Here is a 21,784-nt window from a genome sequence, read left to right on the forward strand (position 1 = left end):
CGGCGGATGACCGACCGGTTGATCGCGCAGCTCGCGGACACCCGCACCGGCAACGAGCGCGCCAACATACTCGAGGAACTCCGTCGTCTCATCCTGTCCGGTGGTGCACCTCCGGGAACACAGATCCCGCCCGCCGAGATCGCCGACGCCTTCCAGGTCAGTCCGATACCCGTGCGCGAAGCGCTGAAGACCCTTGTCGGTGAGGGTCTCGTCGTCCATCGACCCAACGCCGGGTACCACGTCAGCCAGCCGTCCACCGACGAGCTCCGCGAGATCTACTTCGTCCGTGGAACCCTCGAACAGGCCGCTCTCACCCGATCGGTCGAGCTCATCGACGAGTCCGCACTGCAGATCGCCCGGGACCGTCACGCCGAGCTCCTCGTCGCGGTGAAGTACAACGACGGCAAGGCATTCCATGACGTGTCCCGCGAGTTCCACCGCGCCCTCACCACCCCGTGCGCGATGCCGCGACTGCTCAACATGTTCGAGGCGACCTGGAACCTCACCGAACCCTTCCAGATGATGCGGGCGGTGACCTCAGAGACCCAGGCCGCACTCAACACCGACCACGAAGACCTCCTCGATGCCTTCGCCGACCGCGACACCCCGGCGGTTCTCGAGGTCGCACGCCGGCACCACCAGCGACTCGAGAGCGCGATCGTCGAAGCGGCCGATCTCCTCGACGTCCGCCACGATTGACCCGTCCCAGGACCGTCGAATCGGGCACCCGTCGATGTGCCCAGCGGAATATATTTGCGCGTTCATCGTCAGGTAACAAACCGTTCCTACTTTTGTCCCATCAGCATTTCCGCACCTGAGAGCGGGTTTCCACGCTGAGAGACGAACCGGGAGAACACATGTCCACACCGACCCCTGCCGAGGCGGCCCAGTCGCATCACGGCGCCGCGGGCGAGAGCGTCATCAAGGCAAGCTACGACGAACGACTCACCAACACCGATCTCGCACCGCTGAAGGAACAGAAGTGGACCTGGTACAACATCTTCGCGTTCTGGATGTCCGACGTGCACAGCGTCGGCGGCTACGTCTTCGCCGGCAGCCTCTTCGCGCTGGGGATCGCCGCGTGGCAGGTCCTCGTCGCCCTGCTGGTGGGCATCGTCGCCGTCAACATCCTCTGCAACCTCGTCGCCAAACCGTCTCAGATCGCGGGGGTCCCGTACCCGGTGACGACGCGGGTGTCCTTCGGTGTCAAGGGCGCCAACATCCCGGCGATCATCCGCGGCGCGATCGCGGTCGTCTGGTACGGCATCCAGACCTATCTCGCCTCGGTCGCATTCGGATTGCTCGCGCTGAAGTTCTGGCCGGGTCTCGAACCGTGGGGTGACGTCGACCAGCACGGCTTCCTGGGACTGTCGCTGCTCGGCTGGGCCGGTTTCCTCCTGATGTGGGTCCTGCAGGCCTTCGTCTTCTGGAACGGCATGGACACCATCCGCAAGTTCATCGACTTCTGCGGTCCCGCTGTCTATGTCGTGATGATCGCGCTCGCCGGCTATCTGATCGTCAAGGCGGGCTGGAGCAACGTGAGCCTCGACCTCTCGGTCGGCGACGGCCTCACCGGATGGTCGTCGATCACGATGATGATCAGCGCGTTCGCGCTCGTGGTCTCCTACTTCTCCGGCCCGATGCTCAACTTCGGCGACTTCTCCCGTTACGGAAAGAGTTTCGGCGAGGTCAAGAAGGGCAACTTCTGGGGCCTGCCGGTCAACTTCCTGTTCTTCTCGCTGCTCGTCGTGTGCACGGTCTCGGCGGCGGTGACGGTCATCGGCAAGGACGCGGACGGCAACATCATCACCGACCCGGTCCACATCGTCGACAAGATCGACAACACCACCGCCGCGGTGCTCGGTGTGCTGACCTTCGCCATCGCCACGATCGGCATCAACATCGTCGCCAACTTCGTGTCCCCCGCCTTCGACTTCTCGAATGTGGCCCCCACCAGGATCAGCTGGCGAACCGGCGGCATGATCGCCGCGGTCGGCTCGGTCCTGATCACCCCGTGGAACCTCTTCAACAACCCGACCGCGATCCATTACACGATGGACACGCTCGGCGCCGTGATCGGTCCGCTGTTCGGCATCCTGATCGCCGATTTCTATCTGGTCAAGAAGCAGAAGATCGTCGTCGACGACCTGTTCACCATGAAGCCGGAAGGCGCTTACTGGTACCGCAACGGATGGAATCCGGTGGCGGTCGCGTCGACCATCGTCGCCTCCATCCTGCCGATCTGTGTCGTCATCTTCGGCACCGCCTACCAGGCCAGCTTCACCTGGTTCATCGGCGCCGGCCTCGGCCTGGCGGTCTACTGGCTGGGCATGAAAGTCGTTCCCACCCATCTGATCCACGGTGCGGCACCCACCGCTCACACCACCACCGACATCGCGGTCGACGCCACGGGTGAACCCGTGGGCTACCCGGCCCCGGAGCCGGCGGTCGCCGGGGTCACCGCCGAAGAGGCACCGGGCAACTGATGCGACGAACGTCATCACCCTGACACCTCCCGGGAGGAAGTCGGCGCTGATCGATCGGGCCGCGCGATTCGTCGCGCGGCCCGTTCCGGGTCTACCGGCTCTGACCCAGCCCGCGCTCCGCGATCGCCTCGAGAACGTCCATCGACGCCTTGTAGGGTTCGGTGTCCCGCGGCCAGGGCACGATGATGTCGGTGAAGCCGAGTTCGGCTGCGCGGCCGACCATGTCGTCGAACAGGCCGACACTCTCGAGCGGGTTACGCGGGGCGGCCTCGAGACTGAGGTATCGGTCGATCCGACGGCCCGGTCGCCGACTTAGTTCCTCGTCGACGATGGCGACGGCCCGTCCGACGGACCCGAACCACTCGTCGAGGCCCTCCGTCGCCTGGCCGGTGGTCACCCACGCGTCACCGTGACGGGCGGCGAACCGCACCGAGCGTGGACCGTTGCCGGCGAGCAGGAAAGGCACCCGGTCTCGAACCGGTCCACGTCCCAGGCGCATGTTCCGCGCGCGGAAGTAGCGGCCGTCCGCGTCGACGTGATCCTCGCTCAGGGTCATCTCGAGCAGTCCGACGAACTCCTGGAATCGGTCGACCCGCTGACCGACGGTGAGCGCCGGCTGCCCGAGCACGACGTCGTCCGGTTGGCCTCCGGCGCCCAGACCCAGCAGGAAGCGACCGTCCGAGATGTCGACGAGGGTCTCGACCTCACGCGAAAAAGCCACCGGGTGACGGAAATTGGGCGAGACCACGAACGCGCCGAGTTCGATGGTGCTCGTGACCACGGCGGCCGCCGACAACAGCGGCATGCAGCCGGACCAGAGCGAGTCCGGCAGGCCGCCCCAGACGAGGTGGTCGTAGGTCCAGGCGTGGTCGAAACCCATCGCCTCGGCCAGAATCCATCGCGGCCGGGATTGTTCCCAGGTCAGATCGGGAAGTATGCAGATGCCGTAGCGCACGGCTCACACTGTACTTCGGCTCGCCGGGCGACTGCGGGACCGCGCCGGGGATCTCGGTGACCGATCCTGCGTGCGTGGTCACGGAGGCGCTGGTAGCGGAGAACGCGGCACCGGTTGCGCCGACGGAGATCCCGGCCGGCATCGTCACATTCTCCCGTGCGACGCGGATCAGCGGTGCCGGGTTTCCGGCAGCACGATCGCCGACGCCACGAAGAAGCAGAGCGCGCCCACGAATGTCCCGGCGTTGGCGGCGATGGCATCGGCCGTCACACCGTCCTTGTTCACGAAAGCGCCGACGGCCGACACCCCGAACGCGACACACCCCACCCAGTTCACCAGGACCGACCACCAGGCCCGGTCCCGGAAGTCGAGACCATGACCCGTCGACCGGGAGTAGGCGGCGAAGGCGACCGCGCCGCTGATCAGGAAGGCCACCGAGCCGCCGGCGTCGGGAGACCACACGAGGTGGCGCTCACCGGCGACCGTATGGGCGAACAGGGCACTCGTCGTCGAGATGTTGAACAGGATCGTACCGACGGATTGGGTTGCGGCGCTCAGCCATTCGGCGCGGACCGCCGACCCCGGGAGAGATGACTCCAGTTCGGCCGGCGACGCGCTGCGCACCAACTGGATGAAGCCGGCCCCGGTGAAGAACCAGGCGCCGGCGAAACAGCACAGGTTGACGACGTCGGCGCCGGCGAGCTGCCCGAGTCCGGGGGCCGACCCGAGGGCGAACAGGGCGGACCCGACCATGAAACCCCAGCACTGTTTCGGCAGCGTGGGTGCGAACGGCGCAGCGGGCCAGGCACGACGCCGCGTCGCCGTCCATCGCGCTGAGGACTCACGCGGTGACATCGAGTTCCGCGATGACCTTGCTCGGTTCGATCCAGACGCCCAGTTCGCCCGGTACGCCGTTGCGCGCACCGAACTCCTCGGCCCGTTCGGCACCCATGTATCGCGCGCCGCACAGCGTGGCGATCCGCCGCACTTCGTCGGGGTCCTCCGTCACCACCGCCCGGCCCTGCACCTGGACGAAGCCGAACGGCGGTTCCTGCAGGTCGACCGACATCGCGACACGCGGATCGCGCAGGAGCGCACGACCTTTCGCGGTGGTAGCACCGGTGTTGAAGGCCAGGCGGTCTCCGTCAAGGACGAACCAGACCGGGACCACCAGGGGCCTGCCATCGGCGGCGGTGTATCCGAGGTGGCCGGTCTTGGTACCGGAGGCCAGGAATTCCCGGACCGCGGGATCCGACAGCGACGTTCCAGACATGTATCCAGCCTAGGTGTTCCCGGCCGAAGGTACAGGTTCCCGCGTGGCCGATTCCTTCCCGCTTACCGGACAGCGCCTGCGGGAAGGAAACAGACACCGCGGGAAGGATGCGGTATCCAGGACGAAGAACTGCTCGCTCACCCCTCATCCGAGAGCCGGTTGCCGATGTGGACGGCCACCATCATGATCGTGGCGTGCGGCCCGCTGTGGCCGCCCGTCGGCAGGATCGATCCGTCGACGATACGCAACCCCTCCGTCCCGTGCACCGCACCGAGCGCGTCGGTGCGCACACCCATCGGCATCGTGCCCCACGTGTGCTGCGAGAACCCCGGCACCGCGGCCACCGAGACGCTGCCCGGAACGACGATGCCGGCGAACTCGGTCGAGTGCAGCATCTCCACCACCCGGTCGGCGCCCGCACGCATCGCGGCGGTGACCTCGGCCGACGGTTCTCCGAACACGAGACGGACGCGCTCGCCGTCGGCGACGAGTCGCACCGGCGATAGGTCCATCGCGGTCACCTCGACCATCGGCCCGCTGTACGGGAGACCGTCGATGTAGGCCGCGAAATCATCCCGGTAACAACGGATCTCGAGACCACCGACAGTGTGCACCACCGACGGCAGCACCATCCCGGGTTCGGCCGGTCCCTTTCGGCGATAGGAGACGGCCAGTCCCCGGTGTTCACCGGCGTCGAGGAATGCGGCCCCGCCGAGCGGCTCGAGGTCTGAAGCGAGTAGTAGTTGCGCGGTGCCCAGCGTGCCGCCGGCGAGGATCACCTCGCCGGCTCTGAAGGTGGCCCGATCGGTACGCACGCCGGTGACGCGCCGCCCGCCGGAGACCTCGAGCCGCCGGACCTCGCAGTCGGCCACCACGCGGAGATTCGGCCGGTCGAGCGCCGGCTCGAGGTAGGCCTGAGCCGCGGTCCGGCGCTCCATCCCGGATCGGTTGCCGAGTACCCGGTTCACGCCGGTGACCGGCCAGCGGTCGTCGAGCGGACGGACAGCCGCTCGCGCCGACCAGTACCGCTCGAAAGACGTTCCGGCATCACCGAGTTCATCGTCGGGCACCGGCGAGACCCCCATCGTGCCCCCATCCCCGTCCCCGCCCCCGTCGAGTTCGGAGTAGGCGGCCTCGACCGCGTCGAGGTCCCAGCCTTCCGGCCAGTCCGCGAAGTCCTCGGGATGCCAACGCAGGAAGTATCCGCCGTTGACCACGGAGGACCCCCCGATCGCCGACCCCCGCGCCGCGGTGAGGCCGTCGAGATCGGTGGCGTGCCGGACCGCGTAGGGCGCGTGGTCGTCGATGGGGAGACGCCGCAGGTCCCGCGCCTCCGGCCCCGGCCACCGTCCGGGTCCCCGCTCGAGCAGCACGACGTGCCGCCCGGGTTCCCTCGACAGCTTCTCCGCGAGGACGCAGCCGGCACTCCCCGCACCGACGATGACGACGTCGGCGCTCAGGACTTCGGCGCTCATGTCATCGGGCGTCAGACGATCATTGCGCGGCAACGTCATCGCGAGATGACCGGGCGCAATGCCTCCGCGTCTCGATGGGTGATGACGCCCTGCCACAGACCTGCGCCGTAGGCGAGGTCGTCGAGGCGGCGCATCAGCAGGTAGCGGAACGGACCCAGCGCCGGTGGGGTCGTCGGGTCCGCGAGGAGATCCCGGAACCAGGACACCACCCCCTCGACGATCGCCACCTGGATCGCGAGTGTGCGGAAGCGTCTCGACACGAGCGCCATGAGCAGGGCCACCGGCCAGTAGTGCCGGCAGATCGCATCAGCCGCCTGGAGTAGGCCGAATCCGGCGGCCCGACCGGTGAGTTGCGCCGAGACGAGCGGGGCCGACGGTAGGTCGCCCAACCGTTTGCGGAGCCGGGTCGCGAGATGGGTCAGGATGAGCATCGCCAGCGCGGTGCCGAAGCGGGTCCGGGTCAGCAGAGCTGCGACGGCCGCGGCCATCGGCACCGACATCACCAGCGGGGCGGCCCGGTTTCCGTGACGTGCGGCGAGGTGGGCTGCGCCGGTTCCGTAGAAGCACCGGCGAGACAGCACCGACCGCATGTCGGTGCGGTGATCATGTGCCACCCGTGCGACCGGGTCGTACCGAATCCGCCATCCCGCCGCGTGCATACGCCAGCACGCATCCACGTCCTCGGCCACCCTGAGCGACTCGTCGAAACCGCAGAATGCGCTGCGCCGCACCACGATTGCCGCGCTGGGAACGTACGGGACCCGGGTCGACGGCAGGACCGCGGATTCCTCGGGGCCCATATCCAGCGAGGACCAGCCGTTCTCGTAGCACTCGGCCAGCGAGGACGACCGGTCGGCGGACCGGAGTCCCACGATACGCGGGGCCACGATCCCGACCGTGGGGTCGGAGAAGTGGGTGAGCAGCACCGTCAGCCAGTCCGGGTCGGGCACGACGTCGGAGTCCAGGAAGGCCACGAAATCGGTGGTGGCAGCGGCCGATCCGGCGTTCCGGGCAGCCGCCGGACCGCGATTCTCGTCGAATCGGATCACGCTCACGCCCGGCCGGTCGGCGACGATCGGGGCCTCCGACCCGTCGTCCACGACCACGACGGTCAGCCCGTCGAGGGCGTCGAGAAGGCGGTCGACGCCGGTCTGGTTGTCCTTGACCGGTATCACCACGGTGACGTCGGCGGGCCGCGGGCCGAACATCGGGCGCGGGTTGGCGACCCCGGCGTCGAGAAGCGCACGCGCGAGACGCCGGGTCACGTTGTCGCACACCTCAATTCGACCGTCGTCCGAGGTCATGCCGAGCGCGGTGTCGGACATGCGCATCAACCGCGTCGGCGAGCCGCCGACGAGGTATCGGAGGTCGCCGCCACGCGCGGAGCGCAAGTCGATCTGGACCTGGAACCCGTCGGGCAGGTCGGCGGGGTTCCCCGTCGCCCTCGCGTCCGTCGAATCGGCATCCTCACCAGAGTCGCTCTCCGAAACATCTTGTGCGCCGACGTTTCCCTCATTGGCGGCATCGCCGTCGATCGTGTCCCGGTCGGTCACGTCCCTGCCCTCGGTCACGTCGTCGCCACTGATGCCCTGGGCCGAGCCACTGCCACGGGGGGCCGAATCGTCGAGTGCGGTCATCCGAGTCGCCCCTGGTCGTCGACCTCCCAGGAGACGAGCGCCGCACCGAGGCGATCGGTCACCTCGGCCACCAGGCGTCGCCCCTCGTCGGCGGAGGCCTTGGTGGGATCACCCAGCACACCGTTCGGGCTGACCGCCCCGACACCACCCTCGCGCATGGCACCGAGCAGTGCGCCGACCGGCTCACGATTGCCGGCGACTGCCCGCGACGCGTCGACCGACGACGGCGAGACATGAAGCAGCACCGAGGTTTCCGTGAACCCGGCATGTGCGTCCGCGCCCGGGAAGGCACACGGGAACCAGGCGGCATCCCGCCCCTCGTAGCGGAGTCGGGTCACCGCGTCGATCAGCGTGCGCGTGTTGCCGCCGTGTCCGTTGACGAACACGATGCGCCGCGCCCATCGGCAGGCACTGCGGCCGTACTCGATGAGCATCCCGCGCAGGGCGTCGTGTCCGATCGAGATCGTCCCGGCAAAGCCCTCGTGCTCGCCGCTCGCGCCGTAGTTGAGGTCGGGGGCACGGAGAATGTCGGAATCCCCGAGGCGCTCACAGACGACGTCGGAGACCGCCGCGGCGATACGCGTGTCGGTGTCCAGAGGCAGGTGCGGACCGTGCTGCTCGACAGAACCGAGAGGTACCACGAGAGTGATCACCTTTCCATCGAGGTCCGGCCAGCTGCACTGCCCCAGCGTCGACGGTCCTGTCATCTGACCAATGCTAGCCATCGTGCTCCCAGGCTTCTGCCCCTCGGCCCAAAAACAGCGAGAAAAACGGGCCGAAAACGTCGTGCCGACCACATTGACGAGCGTTCGATCGGTTATGGAATGCTATTGCGTGACACGTGACGCCTGACACAGTGGCGGTACAACGACCGGAGGACGACACATGAGCAGTACGACACCCCACAACAGCGGAAAACCCGGCCCACTCAGCTCCATCCGGGTCATCGAGTTCGCTGGTATCGGCCCGGGACCCCACGCGGCCATGTTGCTCGCCGATCTCGGCGCCGACGTGGTCCGTGTCCAGCGTCCCGGCACGCTGCCGAAGCCCGGCGTGAACGCCGACGCGCTGCTGCGCGGCCGTCGCGTCGTCGAGGCCAACCTGAAGGACGAGACCGATCGCGCCACGATCCTCGATCTCGTCGCCAAGGCTGACGTCATCATCGAGGGTTTCCGCCCCGGCGTCATGGAACGCCTCGGCTTCGGCCCCGGTGACCTCACCGAGGTCAACCCCGGCCTCGTGTACGGCCGTATGACCGGCTGGGGCCAGGACGGCCCCCGCGCCAACCTCGCCGGCCACGACATCAACTACATCTCGCTCACCGGCCTGCTCCACGCCATCGGCCGCAAGGACGATCGTCCGGTGCCGCCGCTCAACCTCGCCGGCGACTTCGGCGGCGGATCGATGTTCCTCGTCGTGGGCGTGCTCGCCGCTCTGCTCGAGCGCGGCATCTCCGGCAAGGGCCAGGTCGTCGACGCGGCCATGGTCGACGGCGCTTCCGTTCTGGGACAGATGATGTGGGCGTTCCGCGGCACCGGCCTGTGGAGCGACGACCGCGGCACCAACATGCTCGACACCGGCGCCCCCTACTACGAGGTCTACGAGACCTCGGACGGCAAGTACATGGCCGTCGGCGCCATCGAGCCGCAGTTCTACACCGAGCTGCTGAAGGGCCTCGGCCTGGCCGACGCCGATCTCCCGGCGCAGAACGACATCGCGAACTGGGGCACGCTGAAGGAGATCTTCACCGAGACCTTCAAGTCCCGCACCCGCGACGAGTGGGCCAAGGTCTTCGACGGCACCGATGCCTGCACCTCGCCGGTGCTGACCTTCGCCGAGGCGCCCGCCGACGCGCACATGGCCGCGCGCGCCAACCTGATCGACATCGACGGCGTCACCCAGGCGCAGGTCGCGCCGCGCTTCTCGCGCACCCGGCCGGAGACCCCGGTCGGACCCTCGACCGAGGCCGTCGACCCGAAGACCCTCTGGGCCTGATCCGTCAAGGATTCCCACCACCTCAGGCAGCGAGGAGCACTCCCCTCCGCTGCCTGAGGTGCGAGGAGCGAAAGCGACGAGCCACGAAGGCCTGGCGAGAATCCTCACCAGCCCTTCGTGGCTCGCTTCGCTCGCACCTCAGGGAGCAGGGGATCAGACCTTCGAGTGCCCCATGTCGATCTGGAACTCGGCACCGGTGATGCCCTTGGCGCTGTCGGAGGACAGGTACAGGACGGCGTCGGAGATCTCGTCGCACGACGCGACCGGGTGGTAGTCCAGCATCGACACGAAATGCGGGGTCACCCACGGCTTTTCGAAGAGTCGGTGGGCCTCGGTGTCGGCGACTCCCATCGGGGTGTCGACCGCGTAGGGGTGGACGCTGTTGACGCGAATCCGGTAGTGGCCGAGTTCCTTGGCCGCGGTCTGCGTCAGACCGACCAGGCCGTGCTTGGACGCCGTGTACGACGCCTGCATCGGCATCGCCTTCAATCCGGCGACCGAGCTGATGATGGTGATCGAGCCGCCGTTGCCGGCTTCGAGCATCGCCGGGACGGTGGCCCTGAGCGTCTTCCATGCGCCGACGAGGTTGATGTCGACGACATCGGTGAACTGCTCTTCGGTCAGCTCCCACACCTTGCCCCAGGTGAGCACACCAGCGTTGGCGACGACGTGATCGAGGCGGCCGAACTGCTCGACCGCATCCGCGACGAGCTGCTGCTGGAACGCGAGATCCCGCGTATCACCTTGCCGGGCAAGGATCTTGCCGCCCACACCCTCGACGAGCCGGATCGTCTCCTCGAGATCGTCGGCCGTGGCGGGCGGATAGGTCGCGTGGTCGATGATCGGACCCGCGATGTCGAGACCCACGATCGCGGCGCCCTCACGGGCGAACCGGACCGCGTGATTACGGCCCTGACCACGGGCGATGCCGGTGATGTAGACGACCTTGCCGTCGAACTGTCCCATGGCAGAACTGTAACACGTTCTAGTTCTGTCGCGGGTGCTGTTTCCCGCGGGTTCTGCCCGGCAACAGGGCCGAGACGCTCCCGCCCGCCGACCGGATGTCCGGCGGCGGGCGGGAGTGTTTGTCTGCTCGGATCAGACGTGTCCGAAGGACCGCTTGAAGTCGTCCGGGATGATCAGATCGTCGGCAGAGAGGTCGTGCACGCTCTTGTGCCCCAGACCCATCAGCGCGCCGTCTAGGCCCATACGCATGAGATCGAGGACGTTCTCGACACCTGCCTGGCCGTTGGCGGCGAGACCCCACAGGTAGGCACGGCCGATCATCACGGCGCGGGCGCCGAGGGCCAGCGCCTTGGCGACGTCGCTACCGCGGCGGATGCCGCCGTCGAGCAGCACCTCGATGTCGTTGCCGACCGCATCGGCGATGTCGGGTAGCAGACGGATCGTCGCCGGGGTGCCGTCGAGGTTGTTGCCGCCGTGATTGGAGACCGAGATCGCCGTCGCACCGATGTCGACGGCGCGCTTGGCGTCGTCCAGACGGGTGATGCCCTTGACCATGAACGGTCCGCCCCACTGCTCACGCAGCCACTGCAGGTCCTCCCACGTGGGCGGCGGGGTGCCCATCCACTCGCCGTAGGCGCCGAAGAAGGTCGGGCCGGGGACACCCTGCGGGGTGAGGTTCGGCGCGGTGAGGTCGGGGATGATGACCTTGCCGCCCTTGACCCAGTCCAGCGCGTACCGCGGCTTGACCGCGATCTCCGGGCCGAGACGCACCAGCGCCTTCAGGTTCACCTTCTCGGGGATCTCCGGGCTGCCCCAGTCGCGGCCGACGTTGAACACCCAGTCGGTCGTGACGATGAGACCCTTTGCGCCCGCGGCCCTTGCACGCTCGGCGCGGCGGAGGATGTCCTCGCGACTGCCGAGCCAGTAGATCTGGAAGAACACCTTGTCGTTGACCGCGGTGACCTCCTCGACGGCGTGCGAGGCGAAGCTCGACAGGCCCATCGCGGTGCCACGCGCCGCCGCGGCACGTGCGACGGCAACCTCGCCGTCGGGGTCGACGGCCTGCACACCGGTCGGCGAGATCATCACCGGGAAGGACAACTCCTGCCCCATGACCGAGGTGGTCATCTCACGCTCCGGCTGTGCGCCGACAACGTGTGGCGCCCAACCCAGTTCATTGAAGGCCTGCACATTGTCGTCGAGGGTCACACCGGCCTGCGTGCCGGCGACCAGCGACGAGTAGACCGACTTCGGCAGTCGCTTCTTCGCCCGACGCTGGGCCTCGGTGACCGTTTCGAACCAGGGGTTTTTCGCCCAGGGGTTGAGAGCCATTTCTCCTACTCACTCACTATTCGGATGCGTGCCATCGCCCGCGGTCCCCGTGTACCCCGGGGAGGACTCGACACTGTTGGGCCGCGGGGCGGATTACCGCGCAGCAGGGGCGAACCCGGCGAGCGGGTTCTCATCACAGGACTTGGTGGGCCGACCGACCGGGGTGAGGTCCCCGTCGGGTCGACGGGTCATCAGCGTCAGCGGGGTACCGCGCGAATGATCCTTGTTCGCCGTCGGTTTGGTGCGCTCCCCGGCGAGGAGCTCCTCGCCGTAACCCTGCACGCACTCGGGGTCCGGTCCGGCCAGCGGCAGGCCGGTGAAGAACTTGGCCGCCATGCAGCCACCGCGGCAGGCGTCGAAGTGCGCACACTTGGTGCAGGCACCGGCGTTCTGCGGTTCGCGCAGTTCGGTGAACAGATCCGAACGCTGCCAGATCTCCTGGAATCCGCCGTCCGACAAGATGTTCCCGGCGAGGAAGTTCTCGTGGATCGCGAACGGGCAGGCGTACACGTCGCCGACCGGGTCGATGAGGCACACGACGCGTCCCGCGCCACAGAGGTTGAGGCCGGGCAGGCCGCCGCCGGAATCCCCGCCGAAGGCCGAGAGGTGGAAGAACGAATCGCCGGTGAGCACGCGATCGCCGTGTGCGACAAGCCAATCGTAGAGTTCACGCTGCTGCTCGGGCAGCGGGTGCAGGTCGTCCCACACGTCGGCGCCACGGCCGGACGGACGCAGGCGGGTGATGCGCAGGGTTGCGTTGTAGCGGTCGGCAAGCGCCTTGAACTCGTCGAGCTGCGCGACGTTCTGCCGCGTCATGACGACGCTGATCTTGGCGTCGGCGAAGCCGGCCTCGGCGAGGTTCTCGAGCGCCCGGACCGCCATGTCGAAGGAACCGGGACCGCGCACGGCGTCGTTGACCTCAGCGGTGGCACCGTCGAGCGAGATCTGGACGTCGACGTAGTCCGACGCGGCGAGGCGTGCGGCAACCTTCTTGTCGATGCGCAAACCGTTGGTGGAGAACTTGACTCCCACCTGGTGGCTGGTGGCGTAGTCGACGAGCTCCCAGAAGTCGGGGCGCACGGTCGGCTCACCACCGCCGATGTTCACGTAGAAGACCTGCATGCGCTGCAGTTCGTCGATGATCGCCTTGCACTGTTCGGTCGACAGCTCGCGCGGGTCGCGCTTGCCCGACGACGACAGGCAGTGCACACACGCCAGGTTGCAGGCGTACGTGAGTTCCCACGTCAGGCAGATCGGCGCGTCGAGGCCGCGCTCGAACTGGTCTACGAGGCGGCCGACCTTGGGCACCTGGTCGGCGGGCGCGCTCGCACGCTGTGAGGTCACGAGTTCGGCTGCAGTGGGCGGCATCTCGATGGTCGTCATCGTGTCGGTCCTAGGGTCTGGGCGGAAGCGGGGAGCCGATCGGGGCTGTCGATCGGGGGTGGAGCTCGGTCAGGCCGCGCGGGGCGTGATCATCGCGCTGTCGGCCAGCGCCGTGAGCGCCTGCACGTACAGGGGCCGCTGGGCGGGCGTGACACCCGCGGCCAGGAGGGCCGCCTCGGCGGAGTCGTGATCGGCGAGGGACTGGACGATCCCGACCACGGTGAGGTTCTTGAGGAACGAGAGCTTGCGGGTACCGAAGTGGTACAGCAACGCGCCGAACGGCTCGGGGCGCAGCGCCACCTTCGGGTTGAGTTCCCACGCGGCGAACGTGTCGAAGCCGGCGGGGGCATCGGGGGCTGGGGTGTCGAACCGGACCCCGGCGACCGCAGAACGGTCGCCGGAGGTCGGATTCGATGTCGGGGCTGACATCAGTAGACCCCGCACATCCCATCGATCGACACCTCTTCGACGAGCGACTCGGCGATGAGTTCGGTCTCGTTCGAGTTTGCAGCGGTAACCGCGGACTGGTCGGCCATGATCCATACCTCCTGATCTTCTAAGTGACTCGGATCACGATGGACTATAGTGGCACTCAGTGCAGATTTCTACCGCTAGAGCAAAACTGCCCGTTCGGACAGGCGGTTCGGGCCCCTTCGACCCGCTGCGCGCGAACGGATCCCATATGGTGAGGTCTCGATGACTGCGACGACACAGCAGGATGCGGGCCCCGGGCGGGCCGCACCCGGGCGACGCCCGATCTCCTCGCGCGCCCGGATCAGCGCGCTCGCGATCGGCCTGTTCACCACCCGGGGTTTCGAGGAGACCAGCGTGGACGACATCGCCGAGGCCGCGGGCATCGCGCGTCGCACGCTGTTCCGGTACTACTCGTCGAAGAACGAGATCCCGTGGGGAGAGTTCGACGACCATCTGGGCGAGCTACGCGGGCTCCTCGCCCAGATCCCCACCGACATCCCCATGGCCGACGCCCTCGTGGATGCCCTGGTCGTGTTCAACCGGGTGCCGCCGGAGGAACTGGAGAACCACCGCCGACGCATGTCCTTGCTGCTGGGAGTTCCTGCGCTCCAGGCACACTCGATGATCATGTACGCCGACTGGCGTCACGTCATCGCCGAGTTCTGCGCGGCCCGGCTCGGCCTCGACGAGAACGATCACCTGCCCCAGACCATCGGGTGGTTGTGCCTGGGCGCGGCGCTCGCCGCCTACGAGCAGTGGCTCGCGGACCCCGACGCCGACCTCGAGGAACTGATCTCCGACGGCGCGCGGACCGTCGCGAACGGAGTCGCATCGCTGTCCCGCGTGCCATGATCGGCGGCGTGACCACACCGGCTCCAACAGGGCCTCGTGGGACACCCACCGATTGGGCTATCCTGAAGTAGAACGTGTTCTAATTCGGCCGGTTCGCCCCGGTCCTCGACGTCGGAGAGCTGCTACATGTCTGACCTGACCCCTCACGGCTCACGAAGCGTGATCCTCACGGTGGCCGAGGTGATCGATGAGACGTCCGATGCCAAGTCCATCGCATTCGAGGTCCCCGAGGCGTCGTCGGCCGCCTTCACCGACTACAAGCCGGGACAGTTCCTCACCCTGCGCATCCCGAGCGAGAAGACCGGCTCGGTCGCCCGCTGCTACTCACTGGCGTCGTCGCCGTACACCGATGCACGCCCCAAGGTGACCGTGAAGCGCACCGTCGACGGCTACGGCTCCAACTGGGTCTGCGACAACCTCGCCCCCGGCTCCCAGGTCGAGGTGCTGCCGCCGTCGGGCGTCTTCACACCCAAGTCCTACGACGACCCACTGCTCCTGATCGCCGCGGGCAGCGGCGTGACACCGGTGATGTCGATCCTCAAGGCGGCACTGAAGAAGAGCAGCGCTCCGGTCGTCTTCTTCTACGCGAACCGCAGTGAGGGCGACGTCATCTTCGCCGCCGAGCTGCGCGACCTGCTCCACGCGCACGCCGACCGGCTCACCGTCGTCCACTGGCTGGAGAGCCTGCAGGGGCTGCCCAGCGCAGCGGCTCTCGCGTCGGTGTTCGCGCCGTACTCGACCACCCACACCGCCTACATGTGCGGCCCCGGCCCCTTCATGGACGCCGTCCACAAAGCGTTGACACAGGCGAACTTCCCGCATCACAACGTCCACACCGAGGTGTACAACTCGCTGTCCGGCGACCCGTTCGCCGACGTCGAACTCGAAGAGGTCAGCGAAGAGGACCAAGCCTCCGCCGCCACGGTCGAGGTGGAACTCGACGGTGAGACCCACACCCTCAGCTGGCCGCGCAAGCGGACGCTCATCGACGTGATGCTGGCGGCTGGTCTCGACGCCCCGTACTCGTGCCAGGAGGGCGAATGCGGTTCGTGCGCCTGCACCCTCACCGAGGGCACCGTCGACATGGACAACGCCGGCGCCCTCGACCCCGAGGACATCGAGGACGGGTACATCCTGGGCTGCCAGGCCCACCCGACCTCGGACTCGCTCAAGATCGAGTTCTGACAGGCAGTTCCGACCAACGCGAAGGAGCACGACGACGTGACCACCATCCGGAAGTCTCGGCTGAATCCGCTCCAACTCGCCCGCGGCCTGGCGGTGATGCTCCTCGGCATCGGCGTGCTTCACTTCGTCGCACCCAAACCGTTCGACGAGATCATCCCGGAGGAGATCCCCGGCGATCCGCGGACCCTGACCTACCTGTCCGGTGTCGCCGAGATCGGCTTGGGCGCCGGACTTCTCGTGCCGCGGACCCGTCGTCTCTCCGCGGCTTTGTCGGCGCTGTTGTTCCTCGCCGTCTATCCCGCCAACCTCAACATGGTGCGCCTCTGGTGGGACAAGCCACTGCCCTACCGGATCGTCGCCCTGGCACGCCTGCCGTTCCAGTTCCCGATGATCTGGGCGGCGATCCGCGTGGCGCGCGAGGACTGACCCCTCACCTCAACGCACGGAAGTACGCGCGTTCCTCCGGGCTCCGGTGCTCGATCGCGTAACTCAGTGCGGTGCGGCCCATTCGGCCGGCGTTCTCCTCGAGGTACGTCAGGAGTATCCGATCGTCGACGCGTTTGCCGGTCTCCCGGAGCATCCATCCGAAAGCTTTCTGGATGAGGTCCCGACGGTCGTCGCGGACGAGTGGCGCCACCGACAGAAGGACCGATGCGTCCTCGTGTTTGATGTGGGCGAAGGTCGCGATGATCCCCACCCGACGCCGCCACAGGTCGTCGTCGGCGGCGTGATCGACGATGATGCCGGAGTCGCCGCGCAGGCGGCAGTACTCACCGAGTACCGGATCGGCCGAGGAGTCCACGAGATCCCAGTTGTTCACCCGGCCCCGGCGAACCGCGTCGAGGTACAGCTCGACCCACCTCGCAGCCTCGTCCCGGTCCGGGCCCGATCGCGGCCGTAGGGCACGTTCGAACTCACCCCGCAGCAGGGCCAACGCGATGAACCGATGCTCGTGGACCGGCGAATCCAACAGCGCGACAACCTCACCGGCGTCGATGCCACGGAACCGCTTGGCGATGGCCCGCTGCTGCGGCACGCGCAGGCCGATGAACTCGTCGCCCTCGCCGTAGCCGCCGGGGCGCACCTGGAAGAACCTGGCGAGGTCGACGGCGCGTTGCGGGTCGGCGACCTCGGCAGCGGCCGCGCGCACCGCTGCAGCCGTCAGCTCGGCACCCACCGGTGCTACAGCAGGTCGGCGATGGGTGTCGGCGTCAGCAGCTTCGGCCGGGTCTTCATCACCGCACCGACCTTGCCGGCGCCGACGACTGCGGTGAGGATGCCGTCCCTGCTGTAGTAGGCCACGAATTTCTTGCCGTCGTCGTCGACGACGTGGACGGTGTCGTCGGCCCGAGGGGCGCCGAGAACCTGGATCTTCACATCGAACTGGTCGCTCCAGAAGTACGAGACCGCCGCGGTCACCGCGTCACCACCAGCGATCTGGTGGGCGACGACCGACGCCTGTTCGACCGTGTGATTCCAGTGCTCGACGCGATGCGGGGTGCCGTCGTCGTCACGCCAGTTGGCGACGTCGCCGAGCGCGTAGACATCGTCGACACTGGTGTGTCCGGTTGCATCGCAGGCGATTCCACCGCCCACCTCACGCGGCGCGAGTTCGATCCCGGAGCCCTCGAGGTAACCCGTGACGGGCGTGGAACCGATGCCGACGACCACGAGATCAGCCGGGAGTTCGGTGCCGTCGGCGAGTTTGACCGCGGTGACCCTCGGTCCGCCGGCATCGTCGGCGACGACGATCTCGGCCACGCCGACCCCGGTGCGCAGGTCCACGCCGTTGTCGGTGTGGAGCCGGGACACCAGCATGCCGATCTCCTCGCCGAGCGCCACCGCCAGCGGGGTGGGGGCGGGTTCGACGAGGCTGACGCTCAACCCGCGCGAGGTGAGGCTCGCGGCCACTTCGCAGCCGATGAAGCCGGCGCCGATGACCACGGCGGTCGAGGCGGAATCGATCTCCTCGCGCAGAGCGACCGCGTCGTCGTAGGTGCGGATCATGTGTACGCCGGCGACGGCGTCGGCGAGACCCGGGAACGGACGGGGATCAAGACCGGTGGCCAGCACCAGAGTGTCGTAGGCGAGTGTGTCCCCGGACGCCAGGGTGATGGTCTTCTCCGCCGGCGACACCGAGGTCACCGCGGAGCCCAGACGCAGGGTGATGTCGGATTCGCCGTAGAACTCCGCCGGTTTGAGGTCGACGCGATCGTCCTTGCCCAGGAGTACCGACTTCGACAGAGGCGGACGATCATAGGGCGGATGGTCTTCGGCCCCCACCAGGGTGATCGGATCGGTGAACCCGTTGTTGCGCAGGTTCTCCGCGATCCTGATCCCGCCCAGGCCCGCCCCGACGATCACGACGCCCGCGACTGATCCACTCATCTTCCGTCCCCTCTCACCCCGCGGACACCGTCCCGCCCGGGATGCCCGATGACATCCCGGCGACTCGCCTCAACGGGTTACGTCTCCGACCGGTTGCAGGTCGGACAACAGCCAATTCCCGTCGACCTTACGCATAAGTGCCCACCTCGCGATAGGGGTCGTCTCGTCCCCCGCGTCGGCCGGTTCCCTAAACCCCGTAGATTTTCCGTCGTCTCGGACCGAGACCGTCTGGTCGACGAACACGAGGACCCTCGCCCGTTCGGTGATGCTGTCGTTCAGACCGGCTCCGACGACGCGTCCGACCATCCACACCGAGGCGGCCCGCGCTCCCGGGACCACCACGTCGACACCACGATTGCGGTACTCGAGTCGCAATGGATCGGCGAGCAATGCGTCGGTTCGGCGACGCTGGTCGGGTGGGTCGTCCGGCCCGAAGGTCATGAGTGCGGCGACCGCCCCGCCCGCCGCGGACAGGATGGCGGCGCGCTCGTCCTCTGCGGGCCCCGGGTCCGATCGCAGCACCCCGATCCAGGCGATCAGTGCGACGACGAGTGCAGTCACCGTGACGGCGGCCAGGACGGCGAGACGGTGGCGTTGGCGGCGAGTGGGGCGCGGTTCCAGGAGGTCGCTCACGGCTGACGTGCCCCCGCGATCTTCCAGCCGTCACCGGTGCGTTCCATGGTGATCAGCGCGGTGATCCGTTCGGCGGTCGTGTCGACGGCCGCGGCCTGCCCATCCGTTCCTCCGGAACCGAGCAGCAGCGGGTTGGTGGCGTCCGCGACGACGAGCACATCCACGGTGGTGCCGGCGTCGTCCGACGTCGGGTCGGTCACCAGCCCGGCCGAGACCACCTGTCCGACACTGCGTCCGGTCTGCGTGCGCACCTCGGCGACCAGTGCTTCACGCGCGCTGTCGATGCGGTCGCGCTGCGCGCCGGTGCTCACGGCGAGCACGCCGTCGACGAAGCCGTCCGCATCGGCCGGGTCGGCGGTGAGCATGGCCGTGACCCCCGCCCGCGCCGAATCCAGCACCTCGGCTTGATGATCGACCTCGGCCCGCTGTCCGCGGATCTGCCATCCCAGGACAGCACCCGCGATCACCAGGATCGCGAGGGCGCCCGCCGAGGCGATGAGGGCTGTCCGTAGCAGGCGTGTCCGTCGCACGGCACGCGCCCGCAGCGCGGGTGCTGCGGCGATCCTGGTCGTGCGTGCTTCCCTTCGCGCCTCGTCGACCCGATCCCGCGCGAGTTGCACACGGGCCGTGGTCGCCGTGCCGGTCGTCACAGACTCGGTTCTCGCAGCATCGGTCACCGCCATCACCCGATCACATCGGCAGCGGCGAGGAGCCACGCGTCGTCGGCACGGACGAAGCGGGCCAGCACCGATCGGCGGACCGTCGTCGCGGCGGCTTCGGACCGGGCGGGAGCGTCGGACCGTACCGTCACCGCCACCCGGAGGAGCGCCTGCCCCTCGGTGGCGTCGGCGTCGACCACGCTGACGACCTCCGGCCGCCACACGACCGCGGCCGTCCCCTGCTCCGGCGGCCGGGAGAGCTGTGCGCCGTAACTGTCGAGGAAGTCGCGGGCGACGAGCGCACGAGCCCGCGACCGATCCTGTTGCCACCGCGTGGAATCCACCGAGAAGACGTCGGCGACGATCGTGCCCGCGCGTTCGCGGAGTTGTTCGCGGCTCTGCTGGAGCGCATCTCCCGCAGCGTGTGCACGCCACGCGAATCCCACCGCGACGAGCGCCGCGGCCAGAACCAGCGCTGCCACCAGCATTCGGAGAGCTCCGGCGCGCACCGAGATGTATCCGGATGTGGTCATGGAAGGTATTGCACCGCCCCGAGTTTCAGTGCACCGTCGTCCGGGGTCACGAGCACACGAAGCCGGAACCGGCGTGCCTGCTCTTCCCCGGTGTCTCCGGCGGCGTCGAATACGACGGTCGCTGCGACGAGAACCGTGGCGCTGTCACCGTCCCGGGCGGAGACCCCGGTGCCGTCGACCGAGGATTCCGACACCGATCCGTTGGCCTGTACGAAAGCGCTGTAACTGTCGGCGGATTGGGCGAATTCGTCATAGAAGGTGCCGGTGGCACCGGCGAGGATCTTGCGCGCGCGACTCGGATCGCGGTGGTCCGGTGCGATCAGCACGGCGACACGGTCGGCGGCCGCGCGCTCGAAGTCGTCGTCGGTGGGGGCATTCCGCGTGTCGGACCACGCCACCACCGCGACGCCGGCGAGGACGACGGCTACGACCGCCACCAGCGTCGCCAGAATCCACCGGCGCCGCGGCACCGGCCGGCGAAGGCCGGCGTCGACCTCGCGCGCGTGCAACTCTTCGAGCGCCTCGCCCAGTTGACGCCGAGCACTGCGCTCCGCGGCGATCTCTGCGGCGCCCGACCGCGCCCCTTCCCTCAACGCCACGCTCTCCTCTACGACGACAGGCGCGTGTTCGGCTTGTTCTCGATCTTCTCCCCGCGGATACGGCTCGAGTAGGCGGCGCGCGCCTCCTGGTCGGGGCGCAGGAAGATCGAGTCCAGCTTGGTGAGTTTGCGGGTGAACCGCTTCATCGCCTGCGGGAACAGCGGACTGGAGTCGGCCCAGCGCATCGATCGCGGGGCGTAGACCCGGGTCACCGGGCGGGCGATGGTCTCGACCACGATCGCTGCGACCTCCTCGGGCGCGACGGTCTGGATGAATCTGTTGGTCTGCAGGCCGGAGATCAGGGCGGTACGGGTGAAGGTCGGGAGAACGGCGCTGACGGTGACGCCCTCCGGCTCCAGCTCCGCGCCGAGGGCCTCGGAGAACTCGATCACCGCGGCCTTGGCACCGTTGTAAATGGTCAGACCCGGGGTCGGGATACGGCCGGCCGTCGACGCGATGTTGACGATGTGGCCGGTACGACGCGGGGCCATCCGGCGGGCGGCTTCCTGGCAGCCGATGATGACACCGAGGACGTCGATGTCGTAGGTGCGTCGGATGATCGTGTCGTCGTAGGACAGGAACGGACCGACCGGCATGATGCCGGCGTTGTTGACGAGGACGTCGATCGGTCCGAGTCGGGATTCGACCTCGGAGAGGAAGGCGTCGAAGGACTCCCGCTTGGTGACGTCGACCTCGACGCCCTCGATGCCGAGGTCGGCGGCGGCCTTGCCCACCGCCTCGCCGTCGACGTCCCCGATGGCGACCTTCGCACCCGCCTGGAACAGCTGCGTCGCGGTCTCGAATCCGATTCCGCGTGCACCACCGGTCACCACGACGACCTTGTCCTTCAGCGCCGTTCGGATGGCGTCGTGATCGGGCGTCCGGGACAGCTTGTCGCGCAGGCTCATTGGTTCCCCTCGGGTGGTTGTCGTTGGATCGAAAGCGAGTAACGGCGCCAC

Annotated in this window: 24 protein-coding genes; 6 read left to right on the forward strand and 18 right to left on the reverse strand. The window is 68.0% G+C overall.

The genetic code is table 11. The annotated features are described in order from the left end of the window. Positions 1–6 precede the first annotated feature (6 nt). Together GKZ92_RS18055 and GKZ92_RS18060 are read left to right on the forward strand one after the other, a co-directional pair. On the forward strand, positions 7–699 hold the full coding sequence (locus GKZ92_RS18055; RefSeq protein WP_155225501.1) for a GntR family transcriptional regulator: 693 nt from the start codon (positions 7–9) through the stop codon (positions 697–699). 158 nt (positions 700–857) lie between these two features. Further along, on the forward strand, positions 858–2,486 hold the full coding sequence (locus tag GKZ92_RS18060; RefSeq protein WP_155225502.1) for an NCS1 family nucleobase:cation symporter-1: 1,629 nt from the start codon (positions 858–860) through the stop codon (positions 2,484–2,486). A gap of 91 nt (positions 2,487–2,577) precedes the next feature. On the opposite strand, the gene GKZ92_RS18065 is transcribed toward GKZ92_RS18060, so the two are convergent. From GKZ92_RS18065 to mftE, 6 genes are all read right to left on the reverse strand, one after another. Beyond that, complete coding sequence (locus tag GKZ92_RS18065) at positions 2,578–3,441, reverse strand: LLM class flavin-dependent oxidoreductase (RefSeq protein WP_155225503.1); 864 nt, start codon at positions 3,439–3,441, stop codon at positions 2,578–2,580. 168 nt (positions 3,442–3,609) lie between these two features. Beyond that, a complete protein-coding gene (locus GKZ92_RS18070) occupies positions 3,610–4,296 on the reverse strand; it encodes a hypothetical protein (protein WP_419773316.1) in 687 nt (228 codons plus the stop codon). Beyond that, complete coding sequence (locus GKZ92_RS18075) at positions 4,283–4,714, reverse strand: PPOX class F420-dependent oxidoreductase (protein ID WP_155225504.1); 432 nt, start codon at positions 4,712–4,714, stop codon at positions 4,283–4,285. Before GKZ92_RS18075 ends, GKZ92_RS18070 begins: the two co-directional genes overlap by 14 nt. 137 nt (positions 4,715–4,851) lie before the next feature. Next, positions 4,852–6,189, reverse strand: a complete 1,338-nt coding sequence (gene mftG / locus GKZ92_RS18080) for a mycofactocin system GMC family oxidoreductase MftG (RefSeq protein WP_155225505.1) — start codon at positions 6,187–6,189, stop codon at positions 4,852–4,854. A 35-nt stretch (positions 6,190–6,224) separates the two neighbouring features. Then, complete coding sequence (gene mftF / locus GKZ92_RS18085; RefSeq protein WP_075864006.1) at positions 6,225–7,826, reverse strand: mycofactocin biosynthesis glycosyltransferase MftF; 1,602 nt, start codon at positions 7,824–7,826, stop codon at positions 6,225–6,227. Next, complete coding sequence (gene mftE / locus GKZ92_RS18090) at positions 7,823–8,533, reverse strand: mycofactocin biosynthesis peptidyl-dipeptidase MftE (protein WP_075864005.1); 711 nt, start codon at positions 8,531–8,533, stop codon at positions 7,823–7,825. The genes mftF and mftE overlap by 4 nt, the downstream gene beginning before the upstream one ends. 178 nt (positions 8,534–8,711) lie before the next feature. Here mftE and GKZ92_RS18095 point away from each other — a divergent pair, with 178 nt between their 5' ends. Beyond that, positions 8,712–9,821 carry a CaiB/BaiF CoA transferase family protein gene (locus tag GKZ92_RS18095; protein WP_075864004.1) on the forward strand — a complete coding sequence of 370 codons (1,110 nt, stop codon included), beginning with the start codon at positions 8,712–8,714 and terminating at the stop codon, positions 9,819–9,821. A gap of 153 nt (positions 9,822–9,974) precedes the next feature. Here GKZ92_RS18095 and GKZ92_RS18100 read toward each other — a convergent pair whose 3' ends face one another. The 5 genes from GKZ92_RS18100 to mftA form a co-directional block, all read right to left on the reverse strand. Beyond that, positions 9,975–10,787, reverse strand: a complete 813-nt coding sequence (locus tag GKZ92_RS18100; RefSeq protein ID WP_075864003.1) for a mycofactocin-coupled SDR family oxidoreductase — start codon at positions 10,785–10,787, stop codon at positions 9,975–9,977. A gap of 132 nt (positions 10,788–10,919) precedes the next feature. Continuing rightward, the gene (mftD, locus tag GKZ92_RS18105) at positions 10,920–12,119 is read right to left on the reverse strand and encodes a pre-mycofactocin synthase MftD (protein ID WP_035753535.1); all 1,200 of its coding nucleotides are present in this window, start codon (positions 12,117–12,119) and stop codon (positions 10,920–10,922) included. Positions 12,120–12,212: 93 nt separating this feature from the next. After that, on the reverse strand, positions 12,213–13,502 hold the full coding sequence (gene mftC, locus GKZ92_RS18110) for a mycofactocin radical SAM maturase (RefSeq protein ID WP_035753532.1): 1,290 nt from the start codon (positions 13,500–13,502) through the stop codon (positions 12,213–12,215). Positions 13,503–13,571: 69 nt separating this feature from the next. Further along, positions 13,572–13,931, reverse strand: coding sequence for a mycofactocin biosynthesis chaperone MftB (mftB, locus tag GKZ92_RS18115; RefSeq protein WP_035753531.1), 360 nt, complete (start codon positions 13,929–13,931; stop codon positions 13,572–13,574). Continuing rightward, positions 13,931–14,038: a mycofactocin precursor MftA gene (gene mftA / locus GKZ92_RS18120; RefSeq protein ID WP_035753529.1), complete on the reverse strand. Its 108-nt coding sequence runs from the start codon at positions 14,036–14,038 to the stop codon at positions 13,931–13,933. Before mftA ends, mftB begins: the two co-directional genes overlap by 1 nt. 160 nt (positions 14,039–14,198) lie before the next feature. Between mftA and mftR the strand changes: the two genes are divergently transcribed. The 3 genes from mftR to GKZ92_RS18135 all read left to right on the forward strand — a co-directional run bounded on the left by mftR (position 14,199) and on the right by GKZ92_RS18135 (position 16,439). Further along, the gene (gene mftR / locus GKZ92_RS18125; RefSeq protein ID WP_035753528.1) at positions 14,199–14,828 is read left to right on the forward strand and encodes a mycofactocin system transcriptional regulator; all 630 of its coding nucleotides are present in this window, start codon (positions 14,199–14,201) and stop codon (positions 14,826–14,828) included. 126 nt (positions 14,829–14,954) lie between these two features. Beyond that, complete coding sequence (locus GKZ92_RS18130) at positions 14,955–16,013, forward strand: ferredoxin--NADP reductase (protein WP_035753527.1); 1,059 nt, start codon at positions 14,955–14,957, stop codon at positions 16,011–16,013. 36 nt (positions 16,014–16,049) lie between these two features. Further along, positions 16,050–16,439: a DoxX family protein gene (locus GKZ92_RS18135; RefSeq protein ID WP_035753526.1), complete on the forward strand. Its 390-nt coding sequence runs from the start codon at positions 16,050–16,052 to the stop codon at positions 16,437–16,439. 4 nt (positions 16,440–16,443) lie between these two features. Here GKZ92_RS18135 and GKZ92_RS18140 read toward each other — a convergent pair whose 3' ends face one another. The 7 genes from GKZ92_RS18140 to GKZ92_RS18170 all read right to left on the reverse strand — a co-directional run bounded on the left by GKZ92_RS18140 (position 16,444) and on the right by GKZ92_RS18170 (position 21,733). Further along, positions 16,444–17,190 (reverse strand): DNA alkylation repair protein, encoded by a 747-nt coding sequence (locus tag GKZ92_RS18140; RefSeq protein ID WP_035753524.1) that lies wholly within the window; start codon positions 17,188–17,190, stop codon positions 16,444–16,446. A 5-nt stretch (positions 17,191–17,195) separates the two neighbouring features. After that, the gene (locus tag GKZ92_RS18145; protein ID WP_035753523.1) at positions 17,196–18,401 is read right to left on the reverse strand and encodes an NAD(P)/FAD-dependent oxidoreductase; all 1,206 of its coding nucleotides are present in this window, start codon (positions 18,399–18,401) and stop codon (positions 17,196–17,198) included. A gap of 69 nt (positions 18,402–18,470) precedes the next feature. Next, entirely contained in the window at positions 18,471–19,034 is a 564-nt protein-coding gene (locus GKZ92_RS18150; protein WP_035753521.1) for a hypothetical protein, read from the reverse strand. Further along, positions 19,031–19,717, reverse strand: coding sequence for a hypothetical protein (locus GKZ92_RS18155; RefSeq protein WP_075863999.1), 687 nt, complete (start codon positions 19,715–19,717; stop codon positions 19,031–19,033). Before GKZ92_RS18155 ends, GKZ92_RS18150 begins: the two co-directional genes overlap by 4 nt. Next, positions 19,717–20,226 carry a hypothetical protein gene (locus tag GKZ92_RS18160; protein ID WP_035753520.1) on the reverse strand — a complete coding sequence of 170 codons (510 nt, stop codon included), beginning with the start codon at positions 20,224–20,226 and terminating at the stop codon, positions 19,717–19,719. The genes GKZ92_RS18155 and GKZ92_RS18160 overlap by 1 nt, the downstream gene beginning before the upstream one ends. Continuing rightward, the gene (locus tag GKZ92_RS18165) at positions 20,223–20,819 is read right to left on the reverse strand and encodes a hypothetical protein (RefSeq protein ID WP_035753619.1); all 597 of its coding nucleotides are present in this window, start codon (positions 20,817–20,819) and stop codon (positions 20,223–20,225) included. Before GKZ92_RS18165 ends, GKZ92_RS18160 begins: the two co-directional genes overlap by 4 nt. 14 nt (positions 20,820–20,833) lie before the next feature. After that, on the reverse strand, positions 20,834–21,733 hold the full coding sequence (locus GKZ92_RS18170) for an SDR family oxidoreductase (protein WP_035753517.1): 900 nt from the start codon (positions 21,731–21,733) through the stop codon (positions 20,834–20,836). Positions 21,734–21,784: the final 51 nt, after the last annotated feature.

It is taken from the genome of Gordonia sp. 135 (assembly GCF_009720185.1).
GTDB classification, from domain to species: Bacteria; Actinomycetota; Actinomycetes; order Mycobacteriales; family Mycobacteriaceae; genus Gordonia; species Gordonia alkanivorans.

What these genes read in the sequence shown, in the direction of transcription:
- mftC (WP_035753532.1), bottom strand. Translation starts at nt 13,502, where the DNA reads ATGACGACCATCGAGATGCCGCCCACTGCAGCCGAACTCGTGACCTCA.
- GKZ92_RS18060 (WP_155225502.1), top strand. Translation starts at nt 858, where the DNA reads ATGTCCACACCGACCCCTGCCGAGGCGGCCCAGTCGCATCACGGCGCC.
- mftA (WP_035753529.1), bottom strand. Translation starts at nt 14,038, where the DNA reads ATGGCCGACCAGTCCGCGGTTACCGCTGCAAACTCGAACGAGACCGAA.
- mftB (WP_035753531.1), bottom strand. Translation starts at nt 13,931, where the DNA reads ATGTCAGCCCCGACATCGAATCCGACCTCCGGCGACCGTTCTGCGGTC.
- GKZ92_RS18160 (WP_035753520.1), bottom strand. Translation starts at nt 20,226, where the DNA reads ATGACCACATCCGGATACATCTCGGTGCGCGCCGGAGCTCTCCGAATG.
- mftE (WP_075864005.1), bottom strand. Translation starts at nt 8,533, where the DNA reads ATGACAGGACCGTCGACGCTGGGGCAGTGCAGCTGGCCGGACCTCGAT.
- GKZ92_RS18145 (WP_035753523.1), bottom strand. Translation starts at nt 18,401, where the DNA reads ATGAGTGGATCAGTCGCGGGCGTCGTGATCGTCGGGGCGGGCCTGGGC.
- mftD (WP_035753535.1), bottom strand. Translation starts at nt 12,119, where the DNA reads ATGGCTCTCAACCCCTGGGCGAAAAACCCCTGGTTCGAAACGGTCACC.
- mftG (WP_155225505.1), bottom strand. Translation starts at nt 6,189, where the DNA reads ATGAGCGCCGAAGTCCTGAGCGCCGACGTCGTCATCGTCGGTGCGGGG.
- GKZ92_RS18055 (WP_155225501.1), top strand. Translation starts at nt 7, where the DNA reads ATGACCGACCGGTTGATCGCGCAGCTCGCGGACACCCGCACCGGCAAC.
- GKZ92_RS18075 (WP_155225504.1), bottom strand. Translation starts at nt 4,714, where the DNA reads ATGTCTGGAACGTCGCTGTCGGATCCCGCGGTCCGGGAATTCCTGGCC.
- mftR (WP_035753528.1), top strand. Translation starts at nt 14,199, where the DNA reads ATGACTGCGACGACACAGCAGGATGCGGGCCCCGGGCGGGCCGCACCC.
- GKZ92_RS18070 (WP_419773316.1), bottom strand. Translation starts at nt 4,296, where the DNA reads ATGTCACCGCGTGAGTCCTCAGCGCGATGGACGGCGACGCGGCGTCGT.
- GKZ92_RS18095 (WP_075864004.1), top strand. Translation starts at nt 8,712, where the DNA reads ATGAGCAGTACGACACCCCACAACAGCGGAAAACCCGGCCCACTCAGC.
- GKZ92_RS18130 (WP_035753527.1), top strand. Translation starts at nt 14,955, where the DNA reads ATGTCTGACCTGACCCCTCACGGCTCACGAAGCGTGATCCTCACGGTG.
- GKZ92_RS18100 (WP_075864003.1), bottom strand. Translation starts at nt 10,787, where the DNA reads ATGGGACAGTTCGACGGCAAGGTCGTCTACATCACCGGCATCGCCCGT.
- GKZ92_RS18170 (WP_035753517.1), bottom strand. Translation starts at nt 21,733, where the DNA reads ATGAGCCTGCGCGACAAGCTGTCCCGGACGCCCGATCACGACGCCATC.
- mftF (WP_075864006.1), bottom strand. Translation starts at nt 7,826, where the DNA reads ATGACCGCACTCGACGATTCGGCCCCCCGTGGCAGTGGCTCGGCCCAG.
- GKZ92_RS18155 (WP_075863999.1), bottom strand. Translation starts at nt 19,717, where the DNA reads ATGGCGGTGACCGATGCTGCGAGAACCGAGTCTGTGACGACCGGCACG.